We start from the raw sequence: 22,755 nt of genomic DNA, 5'->3' as shown, positions 1-22,755 counted from the left end.
GGTAATTCGTTTGCCACCGATCCGGTGCGCGCCCATGATGGCCCGTTGTGACCTCCCCCGATCCGGCCTTCCCGGCACCCTCGCGCGCCCGCGGCCTGCTGCCCGACCTCGCGCCCTGGCGCTCGTCACGGGACTTCCGGCTGCTGTGGACCTCGGGGTGCGTCACCTCGTTCGGCAGTTTCCTGACCTATGTCGCCGTCCCACTGCAGATCAAGGAGCTGACCGGCTCCTCGTTCGCGGTGGGCCTGGTCGGGGCGTTCGAGCTGGTGCCGCTGATCGTGTTCGGGCTGTGGGGCGGGGCGCTCGCCGACGCGCTGGACCGGCGCCGGCTGGTGCTGGCGTCCGAGGCGGGCCTGGCGCTGCTGACCGGCCTGCTGCTGGTGAACGCGCTGCTGCCGGACCCGCTGCTGTGGCCGGTCTACCTGGTCGCGGCCCTGGTCGCGGCGGTCGACGGGGTGCAGCGTCCGGCGCTGGACTCGCTCACCCCGCGGATCGTCGCGCACGACCAGCTGACCGCCGCGTTCGCACTCAACTCGCTGTACCGCAACGTCGGTTCGGTGGCCGGCCCGGCGCTGGCCGGTCTGATCGTGGCGGCCGCGGGGGTGCAGACGGCGTTCGCGCTGGACGTGGTGACCTTCGCCGTGTCGCTGCTGCTGCTCGCCCGGATGCGGGCGGTGCCGCCGCCGACCGGTGCCCAGAAGCCGTCCGTACGGGCGATCGCCACCGGTGTGCGGTACGCCTGGAGCCGCAAGGACCTGCTCGGCACCTACGTGATCGACCTCTGCGCGATGCTGTTCGCCTTCCCGGTGGCGATCTACCCGTTCTTCGCGGCGGAACTGCACGCCGACTGGGCGCTCGGCCTGATGTACGGCGCGACCGCGGTCGGCGCCCTGGTGGTCTCCGCCACCAGCGGCTGGACCTCGCGCATCCACCGGCACGGCCGGATGCTGGTGCTCGCCGCGCTCGGCTGGGGCGCGGCGGTGGCACTCGCCGGGGTGGCGCCGAACATCTGGCTGGTGCTGCTCTGCCTGGCCCTGGCGGGCGGCGCCGACCAGATCTCCGGCACCGCCCGCTCCACCATGTGGAACCAGTCGATCCCGGACGAGGTCCGCGGCCGGATGGCCGGGGTGGAGCTGCTCAGCTACTCGGTCGGCCCGCAGCTCGGCCAGGTCCGGGCGGGCTCCATGGCTGCGCTGGTCGGGGTCCGCGGTTCGATCTGGGCCGGCGGGCTGGCCTGCGTGGTCGGCGTGGTGGCGCTGACCGCGGCGCTGCCCCGGCTGCTCGGCTACGACGACCGCACCGACCCGCACGCGGCCGCCGTCCGCGCCGAGCACGAGGCCCGGGAGCGGACCGCCCGGGACCGGACCGCCCCGGAGGCCGCCACCGCGTCCTGAGGGCCGCGGCGGGCGGCCGGCGGGTCAGTCCCGGCCGTCCGCGGGCGCGTCGTCCTGCCAGCGGGGGTCGTTCTTCCACTCCCGGTTGCGCTCGGCGGCGGTCTCCAGCGCGTGCGCCGCCTCCTCACGGCTCGCGTACGGGCCGAGCCGGTCCTTCGCCGGGCAGTCCGGGCCCTCCTCGACCTTGGCGTGCTTGATGCAGTAGAACCACTCCCCCGGGTTCCCGGTGCCCTTGCGGCCGAATCCCAGCGCCATCGTGCGCCTCCCGTTCCTCGTGCGTACCGGATCTGTGCCGTACGGATCATTCCCGGCGCCGCCCTCGCACACACGGCCGGGGCGGGCCGCGGCCCGGCCGATAGACTCACCGGCATGTCTCTGGTACCCGGCATCGTGTCCCCCACCCGCAAGGTTCCCGCGCACATCGCGCGCCCCGAGTACGTCGGGCGCCCGGCGCCGGCGCCGTACACCGGGCCCGAGGTGCAGACCGCGGAGACCGTCGAGAAGATGCGGATCGCCGGCCGGATCGCCGCCCGGGCGATGGAGGAGGCCGCCAAGCTGATCGAGCCCGGTGTCACCACCGACGCGCTCGACGCGGTGGCCCACGCGTACATGTGCGACCACGGCGCCTACCCCTCGGACCTCGGCTACCGGGGCTTCCCGAAGTCGATCTGCACCTCCGTCAACGAGGTGATCTGCCACGGCATCCCGGACACGACGGTGCTCCAGGACGGCGACATCGTCAACATCGACGCCACCGCCTTCATCCACGGGGTGCACGGCGACCTCAACGCCACCTACCTGTGCGGCGACGTCGACGAGGAGTCGAAGCTGCTGGTGGAGCGCACCCGGGAGGCGCTCGCCCGGGCGATCAAGGCGGTCAAGCCGGGCCGCCAGGTCAACGTGATCGGCCGGGTCATCGAGTCCTACGCCAAGCGCTTCGGCTACGGCGTGGTCCGCGACTTCACCGGTCACGGGATCAACACCTCGTTCCACTCCGGCCTGATCATCCCGCACTACGACAGCGAGCGGGCCACCGAGGTGATCAAGCCCGGGATGACCTTCACCATCGAGCCGATGCTCACCCTGGGCACCTACGACTACGAGGTCTGGGCCGACGGCTGGACCGTGGTCACCAAGGACCGCAAGCGCACCGCCCAGTTCGAGCACACCCTGGTGGTCACCGCGGACGGCGCGGAGATCCTCACCCTGCCGTAGCGCGCGGACGTGCGCGAGGGGCCGCCCCCGGCCGGGGGCGGCCCCTTTCACGTACGGGTGGCGGCCCGCTCAGCCGATCAGCCACTGCTCCTCGGCGACGGCGCCGACCTCGGTGCACGCGTCGGTGAGCACGTCCAGCACCCGCAGCGGGTCCGGCAGCGGCTGCTCGGGACCGCGCAGCCAGCGCACCTCGCTGCCGTCCGCGAGCGCGGCCGGCGGCAGCAGGGTGTACGAGCCGCGGCAGTGCCAGCGCAGCCCGGGGTGCTCGGACATGGTGTCCGGGGTGGAGTCCAGCGCGCTGGTCCACCACTCGTCCTCGTCGGCCGGAGTGCCGCGGGTCGCGGTGAAGAACAGGTAGCGGTCCTCGCCGACGACCGCGACCGGGCCGCCGATGCCGAGCTCGTCCAGCCGCTCCAGGGCCAGCACGCCGGCCGACGCGGGGACGTCCAGGACGTCGTGGGCGCGGCCGGTGGCGGTCACGAAGTTCGCCTGCGGGTCGCGGGACAGCCAGCGGGCCAGCTGCTCGGGGTCGGTGGTCGCCTGGGACTGCCAGGCGAAGGAGACCGGGTGCTGGGCGGGCGCCGGACAGCCGATCCGGTCGCAGGAACACCGGTGGCCGGCCGGGTGCGCGGCGGGCGCCAGCGGGAAGCCCGCACGCACCGCCCCCAGCAGCAGATCCAGCCGGGTCGCCGCGTCCCCACCCGCGACCGGCCGCTCCTGCTGCCGGTCACGCCGCCACCAGGTCGTCCACCTGCTGCTGGCTTCCATCGGGCCCCTTCCGCACTGCCGTGACCTGCCGTGCCTGGTGTGACACAGCGACCGGTGCAACATTGGACGCAACACCGAAACGCGCCCGAGGCTTCCCGGGCGGATCCGTGCGGCACGTCCGCCATCGGCCGGATGCCGGGATCACCGGGCGGCCGACGCCGGGGCACGGTACGGAGGAACGAGAGTTGCGGCTCGGCGGGCAGGCGCACAGGGCACCCGACCCGGCCCGTACGAGGCCCGCGGACCCGGGTGAACCCCGGAGGCGTACAGAGCAGAATAAGGGTGCCGGGACGGTCCGGATGACCGAACGGGGTGCTGCGCCGGTCACATCTGCTGCACACGGCCCGCGCCGGACCCGCACGGGAGCCGCCCGACCCGCACGTACCCTGGACGACGTGAAGAGCAAGGACACCGCATTCGTCGGCGGACCGCTGGACGGCCGGGAGCTGCGCATCCCGCTGACCGTGTTCCACAACGTCGGCAAGGTCTACCGGGTACCGGTGCCCGCGTACCACGACGTCCCCGCCACCACGCTGGTCTACCGGCGGGCCAAGGAGGTCGACGCCAAGGGCCGCTGGCGCTGGCGCTACGAGTACGACCCGGACGGCGACACCGCCGGCGGCCTGCGCTGGCCCTGGAGCCGGCCGCCGGTCACGCCCGCCGGCGCGCCCGCCGCCACGACCCTGGCGGACGGCGAGGCCGGACAACCCGCGGGCGGCGAGCGGTAGGCCGCGGGCGGCGAGCGGTAGGCCGGGTCAGGGCCGGCCCGGCCCGCCGCCCGGAGCGCTCACGCCTCCTCGGCGAGGATCAGGTAGAGCTTCTTCTTCGCCTCGGCCAGCACCGCGAGACCCTGCGTGCGCTGGGTCTCGGTGCCGGTCGCCATCACCTGCCGCACCGCGTGCTCGACCGCGGACAGCGACTCGCGCACCTCGCGCACGGCCTCCCAGTCGACGCCGCGGCCGGCCTCCGCCCACGGGCTGTCGCCGCCCGCGTCCGCCTCCGCCCGGCCGCTCTCGGTGAGCTCGAACAGCCGCTTGCCGGACACCTCCTGCGCGGTGACCATGCCCTCCTCCTCCAGCAACTGGAGGGTCGGGTAGACCGATCCCGGGCTCGGCCGCCAGGTGCCGCCGGTCCGCTCACCGATCTCGGTGATCATCTCGTAGCCGTGCATCGGCCGCTCCTTCAGCAGCGCCAGCAGCGACGCGCGGACGTCCCCGCGCCGCGCCCGGCCGCCGCGCCGGCCACCGTGGCCGTGCCCGCGACCGCCCCGGCCGTGGCCGCCGAACCCGGGCCCGAACGGCCCCGGCCCGTAGGGCCCGGCCCCGAACGGGCCACCCGGCCCGCCCGGCCCACCGAACGGCCCGAACGCCTCCCGCACCCCGAACTCCTCGCCGAACGGCTCCCCGGGCCCCGGCCGCCGTCCACGGCGGCCCATCCCCCGATTTCGCATTCCTGAGCGCATGACGCACCCCTTCCCGTTGGGGACACCTCCCAACGAAGCATCCCGATAGCTCAACGATATATCGGTGACTGTCGGAAGGCAACGCCCGCAACGGCGCACCGGCGCCTTCGGCGTCGCGGCCGCCGCGGGCTTCGCGGGGCCGAGGCCTTGCCGGCCGGCTGTCCGGACCCGGGGCACGCGGGCGTAGGCTCGCACGATGCGGATCGGCGAGCTGTCCAAGCGCACGGACGTGAGTCCGCGCTCACTGCGGTACTACGAGGAGCAGGGCCTGCTGACCAGCGCACGCTCCGGCGCCGGGCAACGCCACTATTCGGATGCCGCGGTCCAGCGCGTAGCGCTCATCCGGCAGCTGTTCGACGCGGGGCTGTCCAGCCGGGTGATCGCGACGGTGCTGCCGTGCGTGGACATCCCCGGTGATCCGGGCGTCGCCGAGGAGACGTTCACGGCGATGATGCGCGAGCGCGACCGGATCGACGCCGACATCGCGCAGCTGATCGAGACCCGGGACGCACTCGACGTGCTGATCGAGGCCAACAGCCGGCACCGGGCGGAGCTGTCCGCGACCCCGCAATCGGTGGCACGGCCGGTGGCGCGGCCGGCCTGACGGTGTGATCTGCGTCTCGGCCGCTTGCCTCTGACATCGATGTCAGCGGTGAGGATGGCGACAGCCCCGGAACCACCGGGGCCGGTCGCACGAGAGGCAGCAGAAGATGGCGCAGGCGTGGGGTTTCGGCAGGTACGGCGGGCCCGAGGTGCAGGAGTTCTTCGATCGTCCCGATCCCGTCCCCGGTCGCGGCGAGGTGCTGATCCGGGTCACCGTGGCCGGCGTGAATCCCCTGGACCACCTGCTGCGCTCGGGCCTGGTGGACGGGCTCGACGGCGGGCGTCCGTTCCCCCGGGTGCTGGGCATGGAGGCAGCGGGAGTCGTGCTCGCCCGGGGCGAGGAGGTGGAAGGGCTCGAGGTGGGTGACGCGGTCTTCGGCTTCGCACTCACCGGTGGCGGCACCTACGCCGAGACGACGGTGCTGTCCGCGCCGCACACCGCGCGCATCCCGGAGGGCCTGTCCGCGGCGGTGGCGGCGACGCTGCCGGTGGCCGGGACGACCGCGCTGGACGTGCTCGACCAGCTCGGCCTCCCGGCCGGTGCCACGGTCCTGGTCAACGGGGTCGGGGGCGGGGTCGGCCTCGCCGTCGCCCGACTGGCCGTCGGGCGCGGGCTGCGGGTGGTCGGCACCGGGAGCACCGGCAAGCGCGAGCAGGCCGAGGCCGCCGGGGTGCGGTTCATCGACTACGCCGCCGAGGACGTCGTCACCGCGGCTCGCCAGCTGGTCCCGGACGGCTTCGACGGGATCGTCGACCTGGTCGGAGGCGCCTCACTGCGGACGGTCGCCCCACTGTCCCGGGATCCCCGCACCGTCATCGCCGTGGGTGACGCGTCCGTGGCCGAGCTCGGTGGACGTTTCGTCGAGCGTCGCCTCGACCGCGCGAACCTGGAGCGGTCCGCCCGGCTGGCCCTCGACGGAGTCCTGGTACCCGTGATCACAGCGGTCCGTCCGCTCTCCGACGCCCCGGCCGCTCTCGCCACCGTCGAGAACGGTCACACCTCGGGCAAGGTCGTCATCGAGGTGGCATGAGAGCGGCGGCACGAGAGGGGCGGCACAAGAGGGGCGGCATGAGAGGTGCCCGGCCGGAGCCCGAGGGCCGGGACCCCGGGGCGCCGTGCCGCTGCGTCGGCGGCAGCCGGTGCGGGTCGCCCGTCAGAGCACGGCCTCGTCGTGGCCGCCCGCCCGGACGGGAGGGGTCCGCCCGGCCCAGGGGGCGGCCTGTTCGAGCTGGCCGGCGAGGCGGAAGAGGACGTCCTCGCGCCCGTACCCCGCGGCGAACTGGATGCCGATGGGGAGCCTGGTCGCGGGGTCGCTCTCCAGCGGGACGGACATCGCCGGGGTGCCCGCGACGTTGAACGCGGCGGTGAACGGCGAGCGGTGCATGAGCTGCCCGAGCCAGCCGAGACCGTCGGCGCCCTCGGCCCCTTCGGCGTACGTGCCCAGCAGGACCGGCAGTTCGGGCAGGGTCGGGGTGAGCAGCAGGTCGTAGCCGGCGAAGTACCGGCCGATCGCGCGCGCGACGCTGTTGCGCATCTCGAGCGCGCGGACGAACTCGGTGCCGCTGACCCGCTGTCCGTAGGCGTAGCTGGCCAGCATCTCGGGTTCGAGGGTGGTGGCGTCGACGGGCCGGTCGAAGGCCGCGGCGAAGCCGTCGATCCAGGTCACCAGATTGGTGCTCCACAGGCGGGCGTTGGCGAGGACGAACTCGTCCCAGTCGACGCCGAGGCCGACCTCGACCTCGTCGACCCGGTGCCCGAGGCCCTCGGCGAGCCGGGCGGTGCGCAGCGCGGCGTCGACCACGGCGCCCTCGACGGCCCGGCCGCCCCAGGGCCGGGTGAGCAGGCCGATCCGCAGGCTGCCCGGGGTGCGGGTGACCTCCTGCGCGTAGGGCCGGTGCGGCGGCCGGGCGGCGTAGGGGTCACCGGCCTCGGGGCCGTGGACCAGGTCCAGCAGTGCGGCGCTGTCGCGTACCGAGCGACTGAGGGCGCCGTGGACGGCGAGCCCGTTGAAGACCTCGTCCGCATCGGGGCCCATGGATATCCGGCCCCGGGTCGGCTTCAGCCCGAACAGGCCGTTGGCGGCGGCGGGGACCCGGATGGAGCCGGCCGCGTCGGTGGCGTGGGCGATCGGGACGATGCCCGCGGCGACGGCGGCCCCCGCGCCGCCGCTGGAGCCGCCGGGGCTGCGGGCCGGATCCCAGGGGTTGCGGGTGGCGCCGTACAGGACGCCCTCCGTGGTGGTGCTGTAGGCGAACTCCGGGGTGGCGGTGCGTCCGATCGTCACCAGTCCGGCCCGGCGGAAGCGCGTCATGAGTGCCGAATCGGCCGTGGCGACGTTCCCGGCGGCGATCCGGCTGCCCAGTTCGACCCGCTTGCCGGCCATCGCGACGGCGAGGTCCTTGATCAGGAACGGCACCCCCGCCAGCGGCGTGGCGCCCGGATCCGGCGTGTCCTGTGCGGGCCAGGTCTCGACCACGGCGTTGATCTGGGGATTCACCGCTTCGAAGGCCCGCTGGGCGGCTGCGGCGAGTTCCGCGGCGGTCACCTCGCCGCGCGCCACCAGGCCGGCCAGGCCGACGCCGTCGTGGGTCACGTACTCGGAGAGCTTCATGGTCGTCCGTTCCGTAGGGGGTTCACAGGAGGGGTTCGGGAGGGCCGGCGCCGGTGGTCGACACCGACGCGAAGTACCGACCGGTATCCAGCGATACCGATCGGTATCGCTTGGGACTGGTCGGTACCGTAGCATTGCGGGCGGGGCGGTCACGACACCCCGGCGACGACACCCCGGCGGAGACGACACCCAGCGGACGAGGGGCCGAACGGCGGACATGGACAGAGTCAGCAGGCAGACCCGGGTGGCCAAGCTGCCGCCCCGGGAGCGGATCCTCGACGCGGCGGAGGAGCTCTTCTCCCGCGAGGGGATCAAGGCGGTCGGGGTGCAGGCCATCGCCGACCGGGCCGCGACCACCAAGATGGCGCTGTACCGGCACTTCGCGACCAAGGACGCGCTGGTCGAGGAGTGGCTGCGGATCGTCGCGGCCGACTACACCGCCGCCTTCGACCGGTGCCGGGACGCGCACCCCGACGAGCCCCGGGCGCAGATCCTGGGGATGGCCCGGTTCATCGCCGACGGACTTCCCGGGATCTCCCACCGCGGGTGCCCGTTCATCAACGCCATCGCGGAACTGCCCGACCGCACCCACCCGGCCCGCCGCCTGATCGAGGCCCACAAGGCCGGCCAGCTGCGCCGGCTCACCGAGCTGTGCGCCGGGGCCGGGATGTCCGATCCGGACCAGGCCGCCGCGGAGATCACCTTCGCCCTCGAAGGCGCCCAGGTGAGCGCCCAGAACGGCAGCGTCCAGGACGCGGGCGAGCGGCTGATGCGGATCGTCGGGGGCGTCCTGGACCGCCACCCCGCCCCCGGGACCGGCGCGCGGCCCGCGGTCTGACCAGGACGCCCCCGGTCCGGCAGTGCCACTTCGCCGGGCCGGGACAGGTGCGTCGCGCCCCGCCCCCGGCTCCCCCGCACTACGGTGGCGGCATGGCAGGCGAACGCGATCTCCAGAAGCTGCTCGGCGGCATGCGCCCGGTGCTCAACCCCGGCCGGTACGTGTACTGCACCCTCCCCGGCAAGGTGCCCACCGGGCTCCGGCCGGTGGTCACGGTCGCCGAGGCCGAAGGCCCGACCGTGGTCGTGACGCAGGAGGAGGCCGACGCGCTGGGGCTGCGCTACGACTACGTGGCCGCCTGGATCACCCTGCAGATCCACTCCGCGCTGGACGCTGTCGGACTCACCGCCGCCGTCGCCGGCCACCTGGCCGGACACGGCATCAGCTGCAACGTGGTGGCGGGCTTCCACCACGACCACCTGTTCGTCGGCGCCGAGGAGGCGGACCGGGCGGTGGCCGCACTGGAGGAGCTGGCGGCGCAGCGGCCCTGACCTCCGCCCCGGGCTGGCCTGCGGGCCCGGCCCGCGGACCGGCCCCCGCCCCGCCCCGCGGGGGCGATCACCCGGACGGCGCCGCCGGATTGCCGGCCCGTCCCGGGCGGGTCGAAGGTCGGGTGACAGTGCCCCACCCGAGGAGGATCCATGAGTACTGCCTCCGGTCCGACCGGCCGGCCGCCGACCGGCAGCTCCTACGACTCCTACGACGACGGCGACGAGAACAGCGCCTGGGTCACCGGGCTGGTGCTGTTCGCCGCCGTGATGCTGCTGGTCAACGGGATCCTGGAGATCTTCCAGGGGATCATGGCGATCGCCGACGACGACCTGTTCGTCACCACTCCCCGCTACGTCTTCCGGCTGGACCTCACCAGCTGGGGCTGGATCCACCTGGTGCTGGGCGTCCTGATCACGCTCACCGGACTCGGCCTGCTGCGGGCCGCCACCTGGGCCCGGATCGGCGGCATCTTCTTCGCCTCGCTGAGCGCGATCGCCGCCTTCCTGTCGCTGCCCTACTACCCGCTCTGGTCGCTGGTGCTGCTGGCCATCGACGTCTTCGTGATCTGGGCGCTGTGCGTGTACCACAAGGAACCGGCGTTCTGAGGCGCCGCCCGGGCCCCGCGGCCCGTCCGCCCGCCGGGCCCGCTCCCACCGAGCGGGCCCTCGCGCTGCCCGGACCCGCGGCGCAGGCCGGCCGACGGCCGTACTTCACCGCGCAGCTGACCCGGGCGGCGGCCCTGGCGGGCGCGGACCTCGTCTGGCATTCCGGGGGCTGGGTGGCGGAGCTGCGCCGGGGCGGGCGGCGCACCCACGTCGTCGGCTACGAGTTCCCGCTGAACGACGCCGCCGCGGCCGCCGTCGCCGCCGACAAGGTGGCCACCTGCGCGGTACTGGCCGCGGCGGGCGTTCCGGCGGTCGGCCACCGGCTGCTGCGGCGGGCGGACGGCGAGGATCCCGCGGCGTTCGTCGCGGACCTGGCGCTGCCGCTGGTGGTCAAGCCGCTGGACGGACGCGGCGGGCGGGACGTCGGCAGGGCGGGCACGCTGCCGGAGCTGACCGCGCTGCTGGAGCGGCTGTTCACCGTCCATCCCGCGCTGGCGCTCTCGCCGTGGGTGCCGATCCGGCACGAGTACCGGGTGGTGGTGCTGGCCGGCCGGGACCGGATCGTGTTCGACAAGGCCCGCCCGCCGGACGGCTCCGGTGAGTGGCGGCACAACCTGTCGTACGGGGCGGTGCCGCGGCTGGAGGTTCCGGCGGCGGTCCGCACCCGGCTGGCCGCCCTCGCGGCGGCGGCCGCCCGGGCGACCGGCCTGGCCTTCGCCGCCGTGGACATCGTCGACACGGGCAACGGCGACGACGAGGGCGAGGGCGAGGGCGACTCGGACGAGGGCGACGCGGGCGACGGGGACGGCACCGGCGGCACCGGCGGCGGCGCTCTCGCGGTGCTCGAAGTCAACAGCAGCGTCTGCCTGGAGCGCTTCAGCGGCCACGGCGCGGAGCACGCCCGGCTGGCCGGCCAGGTGTACGCGGAGGCCGTGGCGGCGGCGCTGCGCACACCGCCCCGGGCGGGCGGCGCGCCGCCGCGGTGAGCAGCGCGCCGCCCGCCGGGGCCCTGATCGCTCCGGCCGTCCCGGCTACTTGCCCAGCGCCGCCACGCCGGCCTGGGCGAACTGCTCGTCGAGGTCGCCGCTCGGGGCGCCGGCCACCCCGACGGCCGCGATCGGGGCCCCCTTGGCCTGCACCGGGGCGCCGCCGCCGAGGAACAGCGTGCCGGGGATGTCCTTCAGGTTCGGGGTCGTCGCCAGGCGCTTGACCAGCTCGGAGGTGGGCGCGTTCCAGGACACCGCGGTGAAGGCCTTGCGCTCCGCCGACTCCGGGGACTGCGGGCCCGCGCCGTCGCCCTTCAGCAGCACCCGGGTCACACCGTTGCGGTCGACCACGGCCACCGAGACGTGCTGGCCGCCCTTCTCGGCGGCGTCCAGGGCGGCCTGCGCGGCCCTGGTGGCGGCCTCGATGCTCAGGCCCGTCGACTCGGTGAGGTTGCGGTTGGCGGCGTCGGCCTTCACCGCGTCCGCCTTGGCGGCCTCCGGTGCCCGGCCGGTCTCGGCGTTGGCCGACACCGCGCCGAGGGTCCCCGCCGCCAGGGCGGCCACCGCGACGGCGCCGGTCAGTACACGGGCCCGCGGGCTCATCTTCGTCATGCTTCGGCTCCTGCTCGGATCGGCTCCGGGAACCGCACCGGCTCCCGCTCTGCCTCGATCCTCCGGCCGGCCACCCCCCGTACGGATCGTCGGACCGGCCCGGCCCGGCAGGCATCATGGACGACACGGGGGTCGGCCGATCGGTCGATGCGCACGGCCCCCGGGCGGGCCACCATGCCAGGAGGACAGCCGGCAGGAGCGGACCCCCGCCGACGGACGAGGAGAACCACGTGGACGACCACCGGCCGCCGGCCGGCGACCCCGACGCGGGGTGGCTGGCCACGGTGATGCGGATCGCCTTCCTGCTGCTGCTCGCCGCCTCGCTCACCCGGTACCTGGACCACCACTGGCACTCCGCCCGCACCCCCTGGGTGATCGGACTGTCGTCCGCGCTGGCCGCGGCGCACCTGCTGCTGCCCGCCCGCAGCCCGGGCCGGACCGCCGGCGCCGGGCGGCGCCCCGCCGAGCTGGCCGGCCTGCTCGCGGTGCTCGGCAGCTGGGCGGTCCGGGTGCTGATGGCGCCCAGCTTCGCCTGGTGCGCCGTACCGCTGATCTACACCGTGCTGCGGGCGCTGCCCACCCGGGCCGCCGTCCCGGTGATCGGCGCGATGACCGCGCTGGTGGTGACCGCCGAACTGCGGCTGGCGGACGGCTTCGACCCCACCCTGCCGCTGCTGCCGCCCACCGTCGCGGTCCTCGCCACGGCGGTCTTCCGGTACATGGAACGGCAGGGCGCCCGGCAGCGCGCCCTGATCGACGACCTGATCAGCACCCGCCGCGAACTGGCCGCCACCGGGCGCCGCGAGGGCACGCTCGCCGAACGCGAACGGCTCGCCATGGAGATCCACGACACCCTGGCACAGGGCCTGTCCAGCCAGCAGATGCTGCTCCAGGCCGCCGACCGGGTCTGGGACCGCGACCCGGCCACCGCTCGCGGCCACGTCCGGACCGCCACCGCCATCACCGCCCGCAACCTGGCCGAGGCCCGCCGCTTCGTCCACGACCTCACCCCCGCCGAACTCGCCGACGGCGGCACGCTGGACGCCGCGCTGCGGGCCCTCGCCGAACGGGAGACCGCCGAGAGCGGGCGCCCGGTGCACGTCCGCATCGACGGCGCGCCCGTACCGGTGCCCGCCGCCGCGCAGGCCGCCCTGCTGCGGATCGCGCAGGGCGCGCTCGCCAACGTGCGGGAACACGCCCACGCCCGGACGGCCGCGCTCAGCCTGTCCTACCTCGGCGACCAGGCCGTCCTGGACATCGCGGACGACGGCCGCGGCCTGGCCGGGCCACCCGGCGGTACGGGAACGGACGGCGCTACGGGAACGGTTGGCGACGGCCCGGCGGGCGGCCCCCCGGCCCCGGCGGCCGGGCGCGGGCACGGGCTGCCGGCGATGCGGGCCAGGCTGCGCCAGCTCGGCGGCACCCTCACCGTCGAGAGCACCCCCGGTGAAGGCACCGTGGTCTCCGCCTCGATCCCGCTGGAGGCACGGTGACCACGGGCGTACGGCTGCTGGTCTGCGACGACCACGCGGTGGTCCGGGCCGGCCTGCTGGCCCTGCTGGCCAGCGCCCCCGGCATCGAGGTGGCCGGGGAGGCGGGCAGCGGTGAGGAGGCGGTCGCGCTGGCCGAGCGGCTGCGGCCGGACGTGGTGCTGATGGACCTGCAGCTCGGGCCGGGCATCGACGGGATCGAGGCCACCCGCCGGATCACCACCGGGCCCGCCGCCGCCCGGGTGCTGGTGCTCACCACCTACGACACCGACGCCGACATCACCCGGGCCATCGCCGCCGGCGCCACCGGCTACCTGCTCAAGGCGGAGCGCCCGGAGGAGCTGTTCGCCGCCATCCACGCCGCCGCCGAGGGCCGCACCGCGCTCTCGCCGCCGGTCGCCACCCGGGTGATGGCCCAGATGCGCGCCCCGGCACCCCAGCTGACCGACCGTGAGCAGGACATCCTCGCCCAGCTCGCCCAGGGCCACGGCAACCGGGAGATCGCCCGGGCCCTGTTCATCAGCGAGGCGACGGTCAAGACCCACCTCGGCCGGATCTACGCCAAGCTGGGCGTCGACACCCGGGCGGGCGCGGTGGCCGCCGCCAAGGAGCGCCGGCTGCTGCGCTGACCGGCCCCGCGCCCCTCGCTCCCGCGCAGCCGTGCCGCGGCCCGGTCGGTCCGTGCCCCCTCCGGTCAGTGCCCCCGCCGGTCAGTGCCCCCGCCGGGCGCGGGCCCGCAGGGCCCGGGCGACCAGGAACCGCAGCGACGCGGGCGGACGCCGTACGCCGAGCGCCGCCCGCAGCGGCTCGTCCAGCAGGCAGGCCGCCACCAGCGGGGCGAGCCGGGCCAGCGGGCGCGGCAGCCGGGCCGCGAGCAGTCCGCCGGTCGCCCGCCACAGGGCGCGGGCCGGCGCGCCGGGGGCGAACCGGTCCCGTTCGAACCGGGCCATCCACTGCTCCAGGCCGGGCAGTCCGTCGACCCCGAGCGCGGGCAGACCGAGCGCCTGCGCCACGTCCAGGTGGAAGCGGTACGCCGCGTCGCGCTCGGCCCCGGTGAGCGGCCGCGGTCCGTGCTCCTCGACGAACCGCAGCGGGCAGACCGTGAAGCAGGCCAGCACGTAGCGCATCAACTCGGGGGTGATTCCCGGGCGTTGGTGGACCCGGCGGAGGTCCTCGACGATCCGCCGGCCCTCCGGGCTGCCGGTCCCGTGGCCGATCAGCGCGAACATCGCCGCGCCGGTCGCCTTGGCCCGGTCCTTGGGCGCGCCGGTCATCCGCCCGGTGCCGTACAGCACCTCGGCGATCTCCGGCACCGCGAAGGTCCGGACGAACCCGAGGGTCAGGCCCACCCGGGACTCCTGCGGCATGGTCTCCAGCACCAGCCGGGCGAACGGGTCGGCGGCCGGCGTCCCGCTCACCTGGCCACCCCCGCTCACCCCGTCACCCCCGCCACGCCGTCCGCCAGTGCCTCGGCGGTGAGCGGACCGTCCAGCAGCCGCGCGACCCGGACCAGGTGCGCCCGCTCCTCGGCCGGCTCCGCGTCCAGGCCGGGCAGCACCGGCTGCTCCTCGCGCGGCCGGGGCGGCGCACCGGCCGCCAGCGCGGTGACCGCCGACCGCAGCGCGGCCGCGACGACCAGCGCGGCCCGCTGCGCCTCGTCCAGCCCGGCCCGCTCGGCGACCCGGCCGGCCGCGGCCACCGCCTGCGGGTCCAGCCACGGACGCAGCGTCAGCTGCCCGTCCCGGATCTCCAGTCCGCGCCGGGCGGTCCGCCACTCCAGGTCGCGCAGGGCCAGCCGCTCGGTCCGGGGCGAGGCCGGCGCCTCCAGCGCGAGCCTGCGGTCCGCCCGGTAGACCAGGTCCCAGAGCGGGCGCAGCGCGCGGTAGTCGCGGCGGCGGCGCAGCCAGGCAGCGCCGGCCGGTCCGGCGAACCCCGCGGTGATCAGGACCGCGCCGGCCGCGGCGAAGACCGGGCCGAGACCGGTGCTCAGCCAGTCCAGGCCCCGCGCGCCCGCGCAGGCGGCGCCGATCGCGAGCAGCTTGCACAGCACGTAGCCGCAGGCGGTGAAGGAGCCGTGGGCGATCCGCCGGATGCCGCGCCGCAGCGAACCGGCGGGCAGCCGGGCGGCGTGGCCGAGGCAGACCCGGCCGATGTCGATCAGCGCGCACGCGAACAGCCCCTGGTACAGCGCCAGGAACAGGGCGGTCGCCGGGGCGGCGGCGAAGTCGGTGTCGAAGGTGAGCGGGGTCTCCGGCCGGTACGGGCCGCCGAGCGCGAAGAGCGCCGCCAGCACCGGGCCGAGCACGGCGAAGGCGGTGAGCCGGCGGCGGGCCCGGCGCCAGGTCCCCGGGGAGGCCGCCGTCCACACCACGGCGCCGGCTCGCAGGGCCGGCGGGGTCCAGATCAGGGCCAGCACGACGGCGGCGGCGGAGAAGCCGGCGATGCCGAGGTAGACCAGCAGGGTGGCGAGGTTGCCGACACCGGTGAGCCGGTCGAGGGAGCGGTAGAGCAGCGGGGAGGCCAGCAGGAACGAGGTCGCGGGTGAGGCGACGGCCAGCGCGACCACCAGCAGCCCGCGCGACGGTTCCCGGCGCCAGGCCCGGAACTTGAGGGCCGCCACCAGCCAGGCCGCCGAACCGATCACCAGGTAGCCGAGGTCGAACGGCAGCTCAGACATGCTGGCCCTTGCGGTGCTCCAGCGCGGGCGCCAGCTGGGAGGTGGTCCCGGCGCCGGGGGCCAGGACCAGGATCCGCATCAGTTCGGCGCCGAGCACCTCGGCCTCCTCCTCGGCGGCATCGTCGTAGTGCGAGCGGCCGAGGACCAGCCGCAGGACGTCCGGGTCGATGGTGGGCAGCTCCACCCGGGCCGGGTCGGCCTCCGGCGGCGGGACCTCGGCGAGGTGGCCGCAGAGCAGGTGGGCCAGTTCGTGGCAGATGATGTGCGCCTGGTGCAGGCCGGAGGTCTCCTGCTCGAAGTGGATCACGTCCGCGTCCGCCCGGCGCTCGACGAACCCGGACGGCTCGCCCACCCGCATCCGGCGCGGCTCCAGCCGCACGGGGCGCCCGCAGCGGTCGGCGACCGCCGCACACAGCTCCTCCACCGTACTCAGCGGCGGCAGCTCCAACTGCCGTGCCACGGACCGCATCCGGCGCCGGGTACGCCCTACACCTCGCACCTGCTCCCCCTCCTCCCCCTCGGGCCGCCGCCAGCGGCCCAGCGGCACCTCGTGCCGGTCACCCGCGTGATGGTCGCCCGCGTGCCGGTCGCTCACGCCGCGGGGTTGCCGTCGTCGGGGAGGCCGACCGCCCTGCGGAACTGTTCCACAACAGTGAGGGCGGCGTCCTGCATCTCGGGCGGAAGCCCGGCTGCCCGCATCGCGATCCGCTCGACCCGGGAGTCGCGCAGCGCCTCGATCGTGCGCAGGTCGGCCTCGACCGCCTGGGCGGTGGCGGAGTCGCTGAAGTAGTCCAGCGGCACGCCGAAGAACTTGGCGATCTTCACCGCGTTCTCCAGGCTCGGTTTCTGGGTGCCCTTGCGGAGGTTGCCGATGTAGGTGCCGCTCAGGCCGGTCCCCTCGGCTATCTCCGAGTCACGCCAGGAGCGGCCCAGGTCCTTCGGGTAGATCACCGCGATCAGGCGCCGGAGGCGGGCCGCGAAATCCGGTGGTTCCGGCGTTCGAGTGGGTGGAGAATCCGTGGACATGGGGCGGATCATAGAACGTCCTGACGGTTCGCCAGAATCCGGCTCCGCTGCCGGACTGCACGATCGTTGTGGACAATCCGGGATAAACCTGTGAATCTCCCGGCGTGACGACCCTGATCCCCGGCGCGGCAATCAACGATAGTTGACACCCCTTCACGCCACGGGCAGGATCGACATCGAGGGCCCGGGCATCTCCTGCGCCCAGGCCTGCCCCGGGCGCAGCTCGACCCCGCGCCCCGGGCGCCGCTGCCCCACGGGGGTGGGCAACGGCGCCCGACCCCACGACCCGCGCGGCAGGCGGCAGGTCCGCGGCCGCCCGGCGGGCAGGCCCGAAGATGGGGGCACCACGACCGCGGAGGTGCCCCGTGGAGGCCCGGCCGACCATCGGACAGCGGGTGAAGGCCCACCGGGAGGCGGCCGGCCTCACCCGGGAACAGCTCGCCGAACAGGTCGGCCGCAGCGCCCAGTGGCTGCGGTCGGTCGAAGTCGGCAACCGCCGGCTCGACCGCTACACCATGATCCAGGCCCTCGCCGAAGCCCTCCACGCCGACCTCGCCGACCTGCTCGGCCGGCCAAGGGCGGGCAGTGACCCGCAGCTCCTGGCCGCGCACCGGACCCTCCCGGCCCTGCGGCACGCCCTGTACGGACCGCAGGCCGAGCCCCGCACCTCGGCCTCCGCGGCCCCGCCGTCGGTGGACGAGCTGCGCCGGCGGGTGGACGAGACCGACCGGCTACGGCGCGACGCCCGCTACGGCGAACTCGGGGACCGGCTGCCCGCCCTTCTCGCCGAACTCAGCTGCCTGACAAGCCTGTTGAACGGCGTCGAGCGGGACGTCGGGTACCGGCTGCTCACCGAGGCACGGCACAACGCGGCCATGCTCGCCAAGAAGCTCGGCCACACCGACCTGGCCGCCCTCGCGGCCGGGCAGGCCCGCGAGGCGGCCGCCGCCGCCGGGGACCCGCTGCTCGTCCTCGCCACCCAGTGGCTGCAGGCCGAGGTCTGTCTGGCGGCGGGCTTCGCGCCGCAGGCCGGGGACCTGATCGCCGACGCCCTGGACCGGACGGACGGACTGCTCGGCGGGGCCGCCGCGGACGCCGACGCCCGGGCCGGGTCCGGCGCCTGGAGCATCTGGGGCACCCTGCACCTGGTCGCCGCCGTCGTGGAGGCCCAGCGCGGCCGCCAGCCGGAGTCCGCCGGACACCTGGCCGAGGCCCGTACAGCACTGCAGCGCATCGGCGGGCGCGACACCGAACCCGCCGGCTACCAGAGCGAGTTCTCGGCCGGGAACCTCGCGATCCACCTGCTCCACGCCGCCCTCGAACTCGGCGAGGACCTGGAGGCCCTGGACCGGATCGCCGGGGTCGACCTCAGCCGGCTGCCCAGGGAACGCCGGGCCCGCCACGGCATCGACCGGGCCCGCGCCCGCGCCCGGGCGGGGGACGACGAAGGCGCGATGCGCGAACTGCTCGCCGCGGACCGGATCGCACCCCTGACCGTCCGCAGCCACCCGCTGGCCCGGGAGACCGTCGCCGCGGCGGCACCCCGCGGCCGGACCGGCGGCCCGGCGGCGGAAGCCGCCCGCCGCCTGGGCCTCGACCTCTGAGCACGCCGCGGCGACCCCACACGGCGCAATCGGGCGTCCCGCCTCCTGAGGCACGGCAGCGGGTTCCCGCTGCCGCGTCGGCCGTACGGCCTGGACCGGACGCCCGAGGAGATCGGCGCGGCCCGCGGGGTGCGCAAGTGGTCCGCCCGGGCGAGCACCGAGCGTGAGGCGGGACCGGCTGGACTGCTCATCCGAGGCGGAACCTACGCCGCATGACTCGCAGCATGGAGATCGTGGTCATCGGTTTGTTGCAGTTCGACCGTCGCCGGTCAAGCTACAACCCGCCTTCGCCGGTGGTCAGGGTCTCCGGTGCCGGCCGCGCGCCTTGCTCGGCGTTGCCGGGGGACTCACATCGCGCATGACCCCGTCGCCCTCGATGCCATGGAGGATGCGCTGGGCGGCAGCGTAGCTATCGGCGATGCTCTCAGGCACCCACTGGTAGCCGTCCCAGCGGATGATCAAGCGAGGCTCATCAGGAGCAACGTGGCCACCACGTTCTTGGCCGTCCACCATCACCGAACGGCGTTCACCGACCGGCCGGAGTCTGGCCTCTCTGCGAGCAGCCCACCGCCCCAGCGGTTCGTCATGATCACTCACGGCGTCGTCACACAGACGAACCCGAGGTCGGTCAGCCCCTCGCGCTGACACAGCCGGTCGGATGCTCCCCCGGCGGCAGTCTGCAAGAGCTGATAGTCGGCGCGGTTCTCCCGGCCCCAGTGCATGGCTGCGCGCCACAGCAGACGGCCGAGGCTGAGGCCGCGGTATTCGGGGAGGACTCCGAAATACTGCGGTAGTAGTCGGGTGCGGCCAGTCGGGTCGGCCATCGTCTCCATGGGGCCGATGGCACCCACCACGCGACCGTCCTGGATGGCGGCAAGGACCGGGCCGACAGTGTCGAGCCGGGAGTGAAGGAACGCGAAGCCTTCGCCGGCCAGCTTCTCGGCGAAGTCGCCAAACGTTTCACGGATGCTCTCGGGCTGCTCGGACAGGGCCGTGATGCCGTCCACAGGCGGCGCGGGGTTGTCGAATGTTCGGAGCTGGACACGGGTGGAGGCGGCCACGGGGTCTGGTACGTCCTGGAACCACACCACCTGGACCTTCGGACAACCGTGGGCAGCCACGAGCTCGGCAGCCAGCTCTTCGGCCTCCAGGCGGCAGTCCGGCGCCCCGTAGAGGTGGACGCGGAGGACACCACGGCCGGTCAGGGTGGGAATCAGGGTGCGGTCCGAGTTCTGCTCGACGTCCCCGACCAGAACCATTTCGTCCTTGCGCTCCGACCACCGCCGGTCCTTGTCATGAGGCAGGAATACGCCGGTCCCAGCGACGGAGAAGATGTCAGCCAAAAGGTCCGGGGTCATGGCGTCAGGATGGACCGGGCCCAGTGTCGGCAGGTACGGCACGGTGACGTGGGGGCGCATCCTGTCCCAGCGGAATCCCATGCGCCAACGCTACTCGCCCACCACACAGGGCTCAGGCCCCGACGCGGATTGCGCCGGGGCCTGAGCGTTTCTGACCGGATGCGATCAGTGGGGGTTGTCGTCGCCCGCGTTGCACGAGCACTTCACGCTGTCCATGACCTCGTCCAGGTCGGCGACGGCGATGATCTCGGTGACGGGGACGGCGGGAGTCGCGAGGGGCCGCGTCAGGTACGGGAGGCGGCTGCCCGGCCCGTCGTCCGGGAGCGGACGCCTCGGGGAGAGTTCGACGGCTACCGCGGTCATGTGCTTCACCCTGCTTTCTTGATCCCGTGCTGGCAGTAACTTGCGAGTGGTGCCTTCGCTTCCTGGTAGTGCTTGGCCAGCGGCCGGCATACGGTGCAGGTGCCGGAGAGCTGGCAGCCGGAGCAGCCACCGGTGCGAAGCATGAGGCGGTCGGCGATGTCGCCGAGCCGGGCGAGGCCGTCGATCCCCTCGGCGGGGAGGCTGATCTGGTCGTCACGGCCGATCTTGCAGATGGACACCAGCCCGTGCGGGTCGGTGTGGAAGAAGGTGTGTCCGGCGTTGCAGCCGCCGAACGGTCTGCGCAGGCGCAGGTGCTCCTTGGACTGCGCGGTGAGCGCCTCGGCGCCGCCGTAGATGGTCGGCGTCATGTTGGTGAAGACGTTGTACTCCAGGCCCCAGCCCTCGCACAGGTCGATCATCGCCTGTTCCTCGTGGGCGTTGTCCCCGGTCACGATGACGCTCATCCGCAGGGGCAGGCGGGCACGGCGAGCGGCGTTCATGCCCTGGATGAACAGGTCCCATGCACCCTGGCGCTGCGTCAGCTCGTCATAGCTCGACTTGCTCGCACCGTACATCGAGACGGTGACGCGGTAGGGCGGGCACTCCTCGAACATGTCCAGGAGGTTCTCCCGCCACAGCAGGGAGGCGTTCGTGGAGACCGTGATCATCATGCCGAGTTCGAACGCGGCCCGGTAGGACGGCATGAAGTCCCGGTCCACAGTAGGCTCGCCACCGGTGATCTGGAGCCACAGCACACCGGCCTCGGCCATGATCCGCAGACACGTGAGCTTGTCCGCAAGCGGCATACCGGAATTGACCTTGAGTCCGAGATAGCAGTGCTTGCACTTGTAGTTGCAGCCCAGGTTGATCTCCCAGGACGCTCGCGAGTACCCCCACGGGGACGGCTGGCGGACCACTAGAACATCAGCCGCTGGTCGGCCGGCCACGTCCAGGTCGGGCCACTGGGCGTGCGCGGCGTCCGCGAGCCACGACGGAGCGGCGTGGGCCGGGTCGTGGGCGCGTAGTTCTTCGTAGCTGGCCTGGGGAAGGCGCAAGCCGCCCCGGCCCCCGGGGCGCACCAGTAGGTACTCGTCCAGGAACGGGCTGGCGATCAGATCATGCATCTCGTGCGCCTTCCGGTTGGTTGCGGATGGTGCGTGTAGGTGGTGATGGCCCTGCCGGGCCTGGTGTCGTCGGCAGGCCCGGCAGAGACCTTGGTGGGCACCGGCCACCTGCTCGGGGGAGCCTGGCGGGCCGGAGCCGCTCTACCGCCCGACTGTGCCTGGAGAGCCGGACGGCGCTTCTGGGGTGGCGGGGACAGGAAGATCGGCGTGGACGGCCTTGCCGAGTGCTCCGAGGGTGACGCCCCAGCGTCCACGGGTGAGGCGGTTGACCATCGCGAGGCCGCGCCCGGACTCGTCGTCGTCCTTGGCTTGGATCACGACGGGCAGCGTGCACGAGCCATCCGCGACGATGATCCGGACGAACTGCTCTGTCGGCCGTCGCACAGCCACGATCATGTGGGTGTGGCACCCCGTCTTCGTGACCGCATTGGTGGCCAGCTCGGACACGACCACCGCGGCGTTGTCCACCACGCCGTCCAGGCCCCACTCCAGCAGCTTCGCGCGGACCATTCGCCGCGCAGCGCCCACAGATTCCGGCGCGTATGGCAGTCGGGCTGTCGCCGGAGCCGGCGAGCGGGCCGTGGAGGCTGCGGTGGGCACGAGGACTGTGGTCATCGCAGGCCCTGTGCGCGGCGGCGCTGTCCCTCGCCGATCTGGGAGAGCACCGAGCGGCGGCGCGCGGCCCGGTCCCTGTTCTCGATGTAGATATCGCTACCGCTGGCGTCCGATACCCAGATACCCCAGGAGTGCCAGCCCGTGACCGGAACGATCTGCCGGCGTCGGCGTCGGCGCCGGGCGTTGGCAGTGAGCTGCACGTCGTCCTCCTCGGGGTCAGGGTGCCCGCCCGGCACGCTTCCACGGTTGCCGAGGGGGATCGGGTCTCCTCGCGCCGGGCGGCAAATGCGCTGCTTCGCATGGCCCCCGGGCCCGGTTCGGGCTCGTTCCCTGCGAAGCAATGTGACCAGTGAACTTCGATCAGTTACCGTCTCCCAGAGTGAAGTTGCAGCGATACCTAGGAGCTGTCCGGCCGATCATGTGACTTTTGCTTGCCCTGGTCGTTGGTTCGGGCATGGGGCGGGGTGATCTGACAGATGCCGAGTGGGAACGGCTGCGGCCGTTCCTGCCTGTCAGCAACAGGCGTTGTGGCCGGTGGCGGGACCACCGGCAGGTGATCGACGGGATCCTTCACCGGGTGCGGACCGGGGTGCACTGGCGCGATCTGCCCGAGCGGTTCGGGCCGTGGAAGACCGTCTACGAGCGCCATCGGCTCTGGTCCGCCAACGGCACCTGGGAACGGCTCCTGCAACAGGTCCAGGCCGCGGCCGACGCGGCCGGCGAGATCGACTGGGACATCTCGGTGGACTCCACCATCGTGCGCGCCCACCAGCACGCGGCCGGCGCCCGCACCGACCCACCGCCGGCCCTCACCGACTCAAAGGGGGACGAGGCGCTGGAACACCAGGACGAGACTCCGTGGCAGAGCCTCGTCGGCCGGCTGGTGGAGGTGGTGCGGGAGGCGAGGGCCT

Annotated in this window: 28 protein-coding genes; 13 read left to right on the top strand and 15 right to left on the bottom strand. The window is 74.1% G+C overall.

The genetic code is table 11. From position 1 onward, the window contains the following. Positions 1-47: 47 nt before the first annotated feature. Positions 48-1,394 carry an MFS transporter gene (locus tag AC2TEW_RS28955; protein ID WP_484626316.1) on the top strand — a complete coding sequence of 449 codons (1,347 nt, stop codon included), beginning with the start codon at positions 48-50 and terminating at the stop codon, positions 1,392-1,394. Positions 1,395-1,418: 24 nt separating this feature from the next. On the opposite strand, the gene AC2TEW_RS28950 is transcribed toward AC2TEW_RS28955, so the two are convergent. Continuing rightward, positions 1,419-1,649, bottom strand: a complete 231-nt coding sequence (locus AC2TEW_RS28950) for a hypothetical protein (protein ID WP_484626315.1) — start codon at positions 1,647-1,649, stop codon at positions 1,419-1,421. 114 nt (positions 1,650-1,763) lie between these two features. Between AC2TEW_RS28950 and map the strand changes: the two genes are divergently transcribed. Continuing rightward, entirely contained in the window at positions 1,764-2,609 is an 846-nt protein-coding gene (gene map / locus AC2TEW_RS28945; RefSeq protein WP_484626314.1) for a type I methionyl aminopeptidase, read from the top strand. 69 nt (positions 2,610-2,678) lie between these two features. Here map and AC2TEW_RS28940 read toward each other — a convergent pair whose 3' ends face one another. Then, complete coding sequence (locus tag AC2TEW_RS28940) at positions 2,679-3,377, bottom strand: bifunctional DNA primase/polymerase (RefSeq protein ID WP_484626313.1); 699 nt, start codon at positions 3,375-3,377, stop codon at positions 2,679-2,681. 395 nt (positions 3,378-3,772) lie between these two features. Between AC2TEW_RS28940 and AC2TEW_RS28935 the strand changes: the two genes are divergently transcribed. Then, entirely contained in the window at positions 3,773-4,105 is a 333-nt protein-coding gene (locus tag AC2TEW_RS28935) for a DUF8847 domain-containing protein (protein WP_484626312.1), read from the top strand. A 59-nt stretch (positions 4,106-4,164) separates the two neighbouring features. Here AC2TEW_RS28935 and AC2TEW_RS28930 read toward each other — a convergent pair whose 3' ends face one another. Next, the gene (locus AC2TEW_RS28930) at positions 4,165-4,812 is read right to left on the bottom strand and encodes a PadR family transcriptional regulator (protein ID WP_484626311.1); all 648 of its coding nucleotides are present in this window, start codon (positions 4,810-4,812) and stop codon (positions 4,165-4,167) included. Positions 4,813-5,035: 223 nt separating this feature from the next. On the opposite strand from AC2TEW_RS28930, the gene AC2TEW_RS28925 reads away from it, so the two are divergent. Both AC2TEW_RS28925 and AC2TEW_RS28920 read left to right on the top strand, forming a co-directional pair. After that, the gene (locus AC2TEW_RS28925) at positions 5,036-5,443 is read left to right on the top strand and encodes a MerR family transcriptional regulator (protein ID WP_484626310.1); all 408 of its coding nucleotides are present in this window, start codon (positions 5,036-5,038) and stop codon (positions 5,441-5,443) included. A gap of 106 nt (positions 5,444-5,549) precedes the next feature. Beyond that, on the top strand, positions 5,550-6,473 hold the full coding sequence (locus AC2TEW_RS28920) for an NADP-dependent oxidoreductase (protein ID WP_484626309.1): 924 nt from the start codon (positions 5,550-5,552) through the stop codon (positions 6,471-6,473). A 123-nt stretch (positions 6,474-6,596) separates the two neighbouring features. Here the strand turns inward: AC2TEW_RS28920 and AC2TEW_RS28915 are convergent, their stop codons facing one another. Beyond that, positions 6,597-8,054 carry an amidase gene (locus AC2TEW_RS28915; RefSeq protein ID WP_484626308.1) on the bottom strand — a complete coding sequence of 486 codons (1,458 nt, stop codon included), beginning with the start codon at positions 8,052-8,054 and terminating at the stop codon, positions 6,597-6,599. A 217-nt stretch (positions 8,055-8,271) separates the two neighbouring features. On the opposite strand from AC2TEW_RS28915, the gene AC2TEW_RS28910 reads away from it, so the two are divergent. From AC2TEW_RS28910 to AC2TEW_RS28895, 4 genes are all read left to right on the top strand, one after another. After that, complete coding sequence (locus tag AC2TEW_RS28910) at positions 8,272-8,892, top strand: TetR/AcrR family transcriptional regulator (protein ID WP_484626307.1); 621 nt, start codon at positions 8,272-8,274, stop codon at positions 8,890-8,892. 92 nt (positions 8,893-8,984) lie between these two features. Further along, positions 8,985-9,383: an ACT domain-containing protein gene (locus tag AC2TEW_RS28905; RefSeq protein WP_484626306.1), complete on the top strand. Its 399-nt coding sequence runs from the start codon at positions 8,985-8,987 to the stop codon at positions 9,381-9,383. 150 nt (positions 9,384-9,533) lie between these two features. After that, entirely contained in the window at positions 9,534-9,989 is a 456-nt protein-coding gene (locus AC2TEW_RS28900) for a DUF7144 family membrane protein (protein WP_484626305.1), read from the top strand. Next, on the top strand, positions 9,959-10,975 hold the full coding sequence (locus AC2TEW_RS28895; protein ID WP_484626304.1) for an ATP-grasp domain-containing protein: 1,017 nt from the start codon (positions 9,959-9,961) through the stop codon (positions 10,973-10,975). The genes AC2TEW_RS28900 and AC2TEW_RS28895 overlap by 31 nt, the downstream gene beginning before the upstream one ends. A gap of 45 nt (positions 10,976-11,020) precedes the next feature. Here the strand turns inward: AC2TEW_RS28895 and AC2TEW_RS28890 are convergent, their stop codons facing one another. Then, positions 11,021-11,587, bottom strand: a complete 567-nt coding sequence (locus AC2TEW_RS28890; RefSeq protein WP_484626303.1) for a GlcG/HbpS family heme-binding protein — start codon at positions 11,585-11,587, stop codon at positions 11,021-11,023. 287 nt (positions 11,588-11,874) lie between these two features. Here AC2TEW_RS28890 and AC2TEW_RS28885 point away from each other — a divergent pair, with 287 nt between their 5' ends. Together AC2TEW_RS28885 and AC2TEW_RS28880 are read left to right on the top strand one after the other, a co-directional pair. Then, positions 11,875-13,080: a sensor histidine kinase gene (locus tag AC2TEW_RS28885; protein ID WP_484626387.1), complete on the top strand. Its 1,206-nt coding sequence runs from the start codon at positions 11,875-11,877 to the stop codon at positions 13,078-13,080. Continuing rightward, entirely contained in the window at positions 13,077-13,706 is a 630-nt protein-coding gene (locus AC2TEW_RS28880; protein ID WP_484626302.1) for a response regulator, read from the top strand. Before AC2TEW_RS28885 ends, AC2TEW_RS28880 begins: the two co-directional genes overlap by 4 nt. A gap of 81 nt (positions 13,707-13,787) precedes the next feature. Here the strand turns inward: AC2TEW_RS28880 and AC2TEW_RS28875 are convergent, their stop codons facing one another. The 4 genes from AC2TEW_RS28875 to AC2TEW_RS28860 form a co-directional block, all read right to left on the bottom strand. Then, positions 13,788-14,495 carry an oxygenase MpaB family protein gene (locus tag AC2TEW_RS28875; protein WP_484626301.1) on the bottom strand — a complete coding sequence of 236 codons (708 nt, stop codon included), beginning with the start codon at positions 14,493-14,495 and terminating at the stop codon, positions 13,788-13,790. A gap of 14 nt (positions 14,496-14,509) precedes the next feature. Next, positions 14,510-15,754 (bottom strand): MAB_1171c family putative transporter, encoded by a 1,245-nt coding sequence (locus AC2TEW_RS28870; protein ID WP_484626300.1) that lies wholly within the window; start codon positions 15,752-15,754, stop codon positions 14,510-14,512. Then, on the bottom strand, positions 15,747-16,223 hold the full coding sequence (locus AC2TEW_RS28865) for a hypothetical protein (RefSeq protein ID WP_484626299.1): 477 nt from the start codon (positions 16,221-16,223) through the stop codon (positions 15,747-15,749). The genes AC2TEW_RS28870 and AC2TEW_RS28865 overlap by 8 nt, the downstream gene beginning before the upstream one ends. A gap of 122 nt (positions 16,224-16,345) precedes the next feature. Next, complete coding sequence (locus AC2TEW_RS28860) at positions 16,346-16,780, bottom strand: helix-turn-helix domain-containing protein (RefSeq protein WP_484626298.1); 435 nt, start codon at positions 16,778-16,780, stop codon at positions 16,346-16,348. Between the two features lie 365 nt (positions 16,781-17,145). On the opposite strand from AC2TEW_RS28860, the gene AC2TEW_RS28855 reads away from it, so the two are divergent. After that, positions 17,146-18,384 (top strand): helix-turn-helix domain-containing protein, encoded by a 1,239-nt coding sequence (locus AC2TEW_RS28855; RefSeq protein WP_484626297.1) that lies wholly within the window; start codon positions 17,146-17,148, stop codon positions 18,382-18,384. 297 nt (positions 18,385-18,681) lie between these two features. Here AC2TEW_RS28855 and AC2TEW_RS28850 read toward each other — a convergent pair whose 3' ends face one another. From AC2TEW_RS28850 to AC2TEW_RS28825, 6 genes are all read right to left on the bottom strand, one after another. Then, on the bottom strand, positions 18,682-18,981 hold the full coding sequence (locus AC2TEW_RS28850; protein ID WP_484626296.1) for a DUF6087 family protein: 300 nt from the start codon (positions 18,979-18,981) through the stop codon (positions 18,682-18,684). Then, complete coding sequence (locus AC2TEW_RS28845) at positions 18,978-19,823, bottom strand: GNAT family N-acetyltransferase (protein ID WP_484626295.1); 846 nt, start codon at positions 19,821-19,823, stop codon at positions 18,978-18,980. Before AC2TEW_RS28845 ends, AC2TEW_RS28850 begins: the two co-directional genes overlap by 4 nt. Positions 19,824-19,907: 84 nt before the next feature. Next, entirely contained in the window at positions 19,908-20,105 is a 198-nt protein-coding gene (locus AC2TEW_RS28840; RefSeq protein ID WP_484626294.1) for a hypothetical protein, read from the bottom strand. Positions 20,106-20,110: 5 nt separating this feature from the next. Further along, a complete protein-coding gene (locus AC2TEW_RS28835) occupies positions 20,111-21,229 on the bottom strand; it encodes a radical SAM protein (protein WP_484626293.1) in 1,119 nt (372 codons plus the stop codon). Between the two features lie 141 nt (positions 21,230-21,370). Beyond that, positions 21,371-21,844, bottom strand: a complete 474-nt coding sequence (locus AC2TEW_RS28830; RefSeq protein ID WP_484626292.1) for an ATP-binding protein — start codon at positions 21,842-21,844, stop codon at positions 21,371-21,373. Continuing rightward, positions 21,841-22,044, bottom strand: a complete 204-nt coding sequence (locus AC2TEW_RS28825; RefSeq protein WP_484626291.1) for a hypothetical protein — start codon at positions 22,042-22,044, stop codon at positions 21,841-21,843. The genes AC2TEW_RS28830 and AC2TEW_RS28825 overlap by 4 nt, the downstream gene beginning before the upstream one ends. Before the next feature lie 254 nt (positions 22,045-22,298). Between AC2TEW_RS28825 and AC2TEW_RS28820 the strand changes: the two genes are divergently transcribed. Next, on the top strand, positions 22,299-22,755 hold a 457-nt coding region (locus AC2TEW_RS28820; protein ID WP_484626290.1), incomplete at its 3' end, for an IS5 family transposase.

It is taken from the genome of Kitasatospora sp. NEAU-CNBT7 (assembly GCF_057220535.1).
The sequence above is the reverse complement of the archived record's forward strand: the minus strand, read 5'-3'. Positions and strand labels throughout refer to the sequence as shown.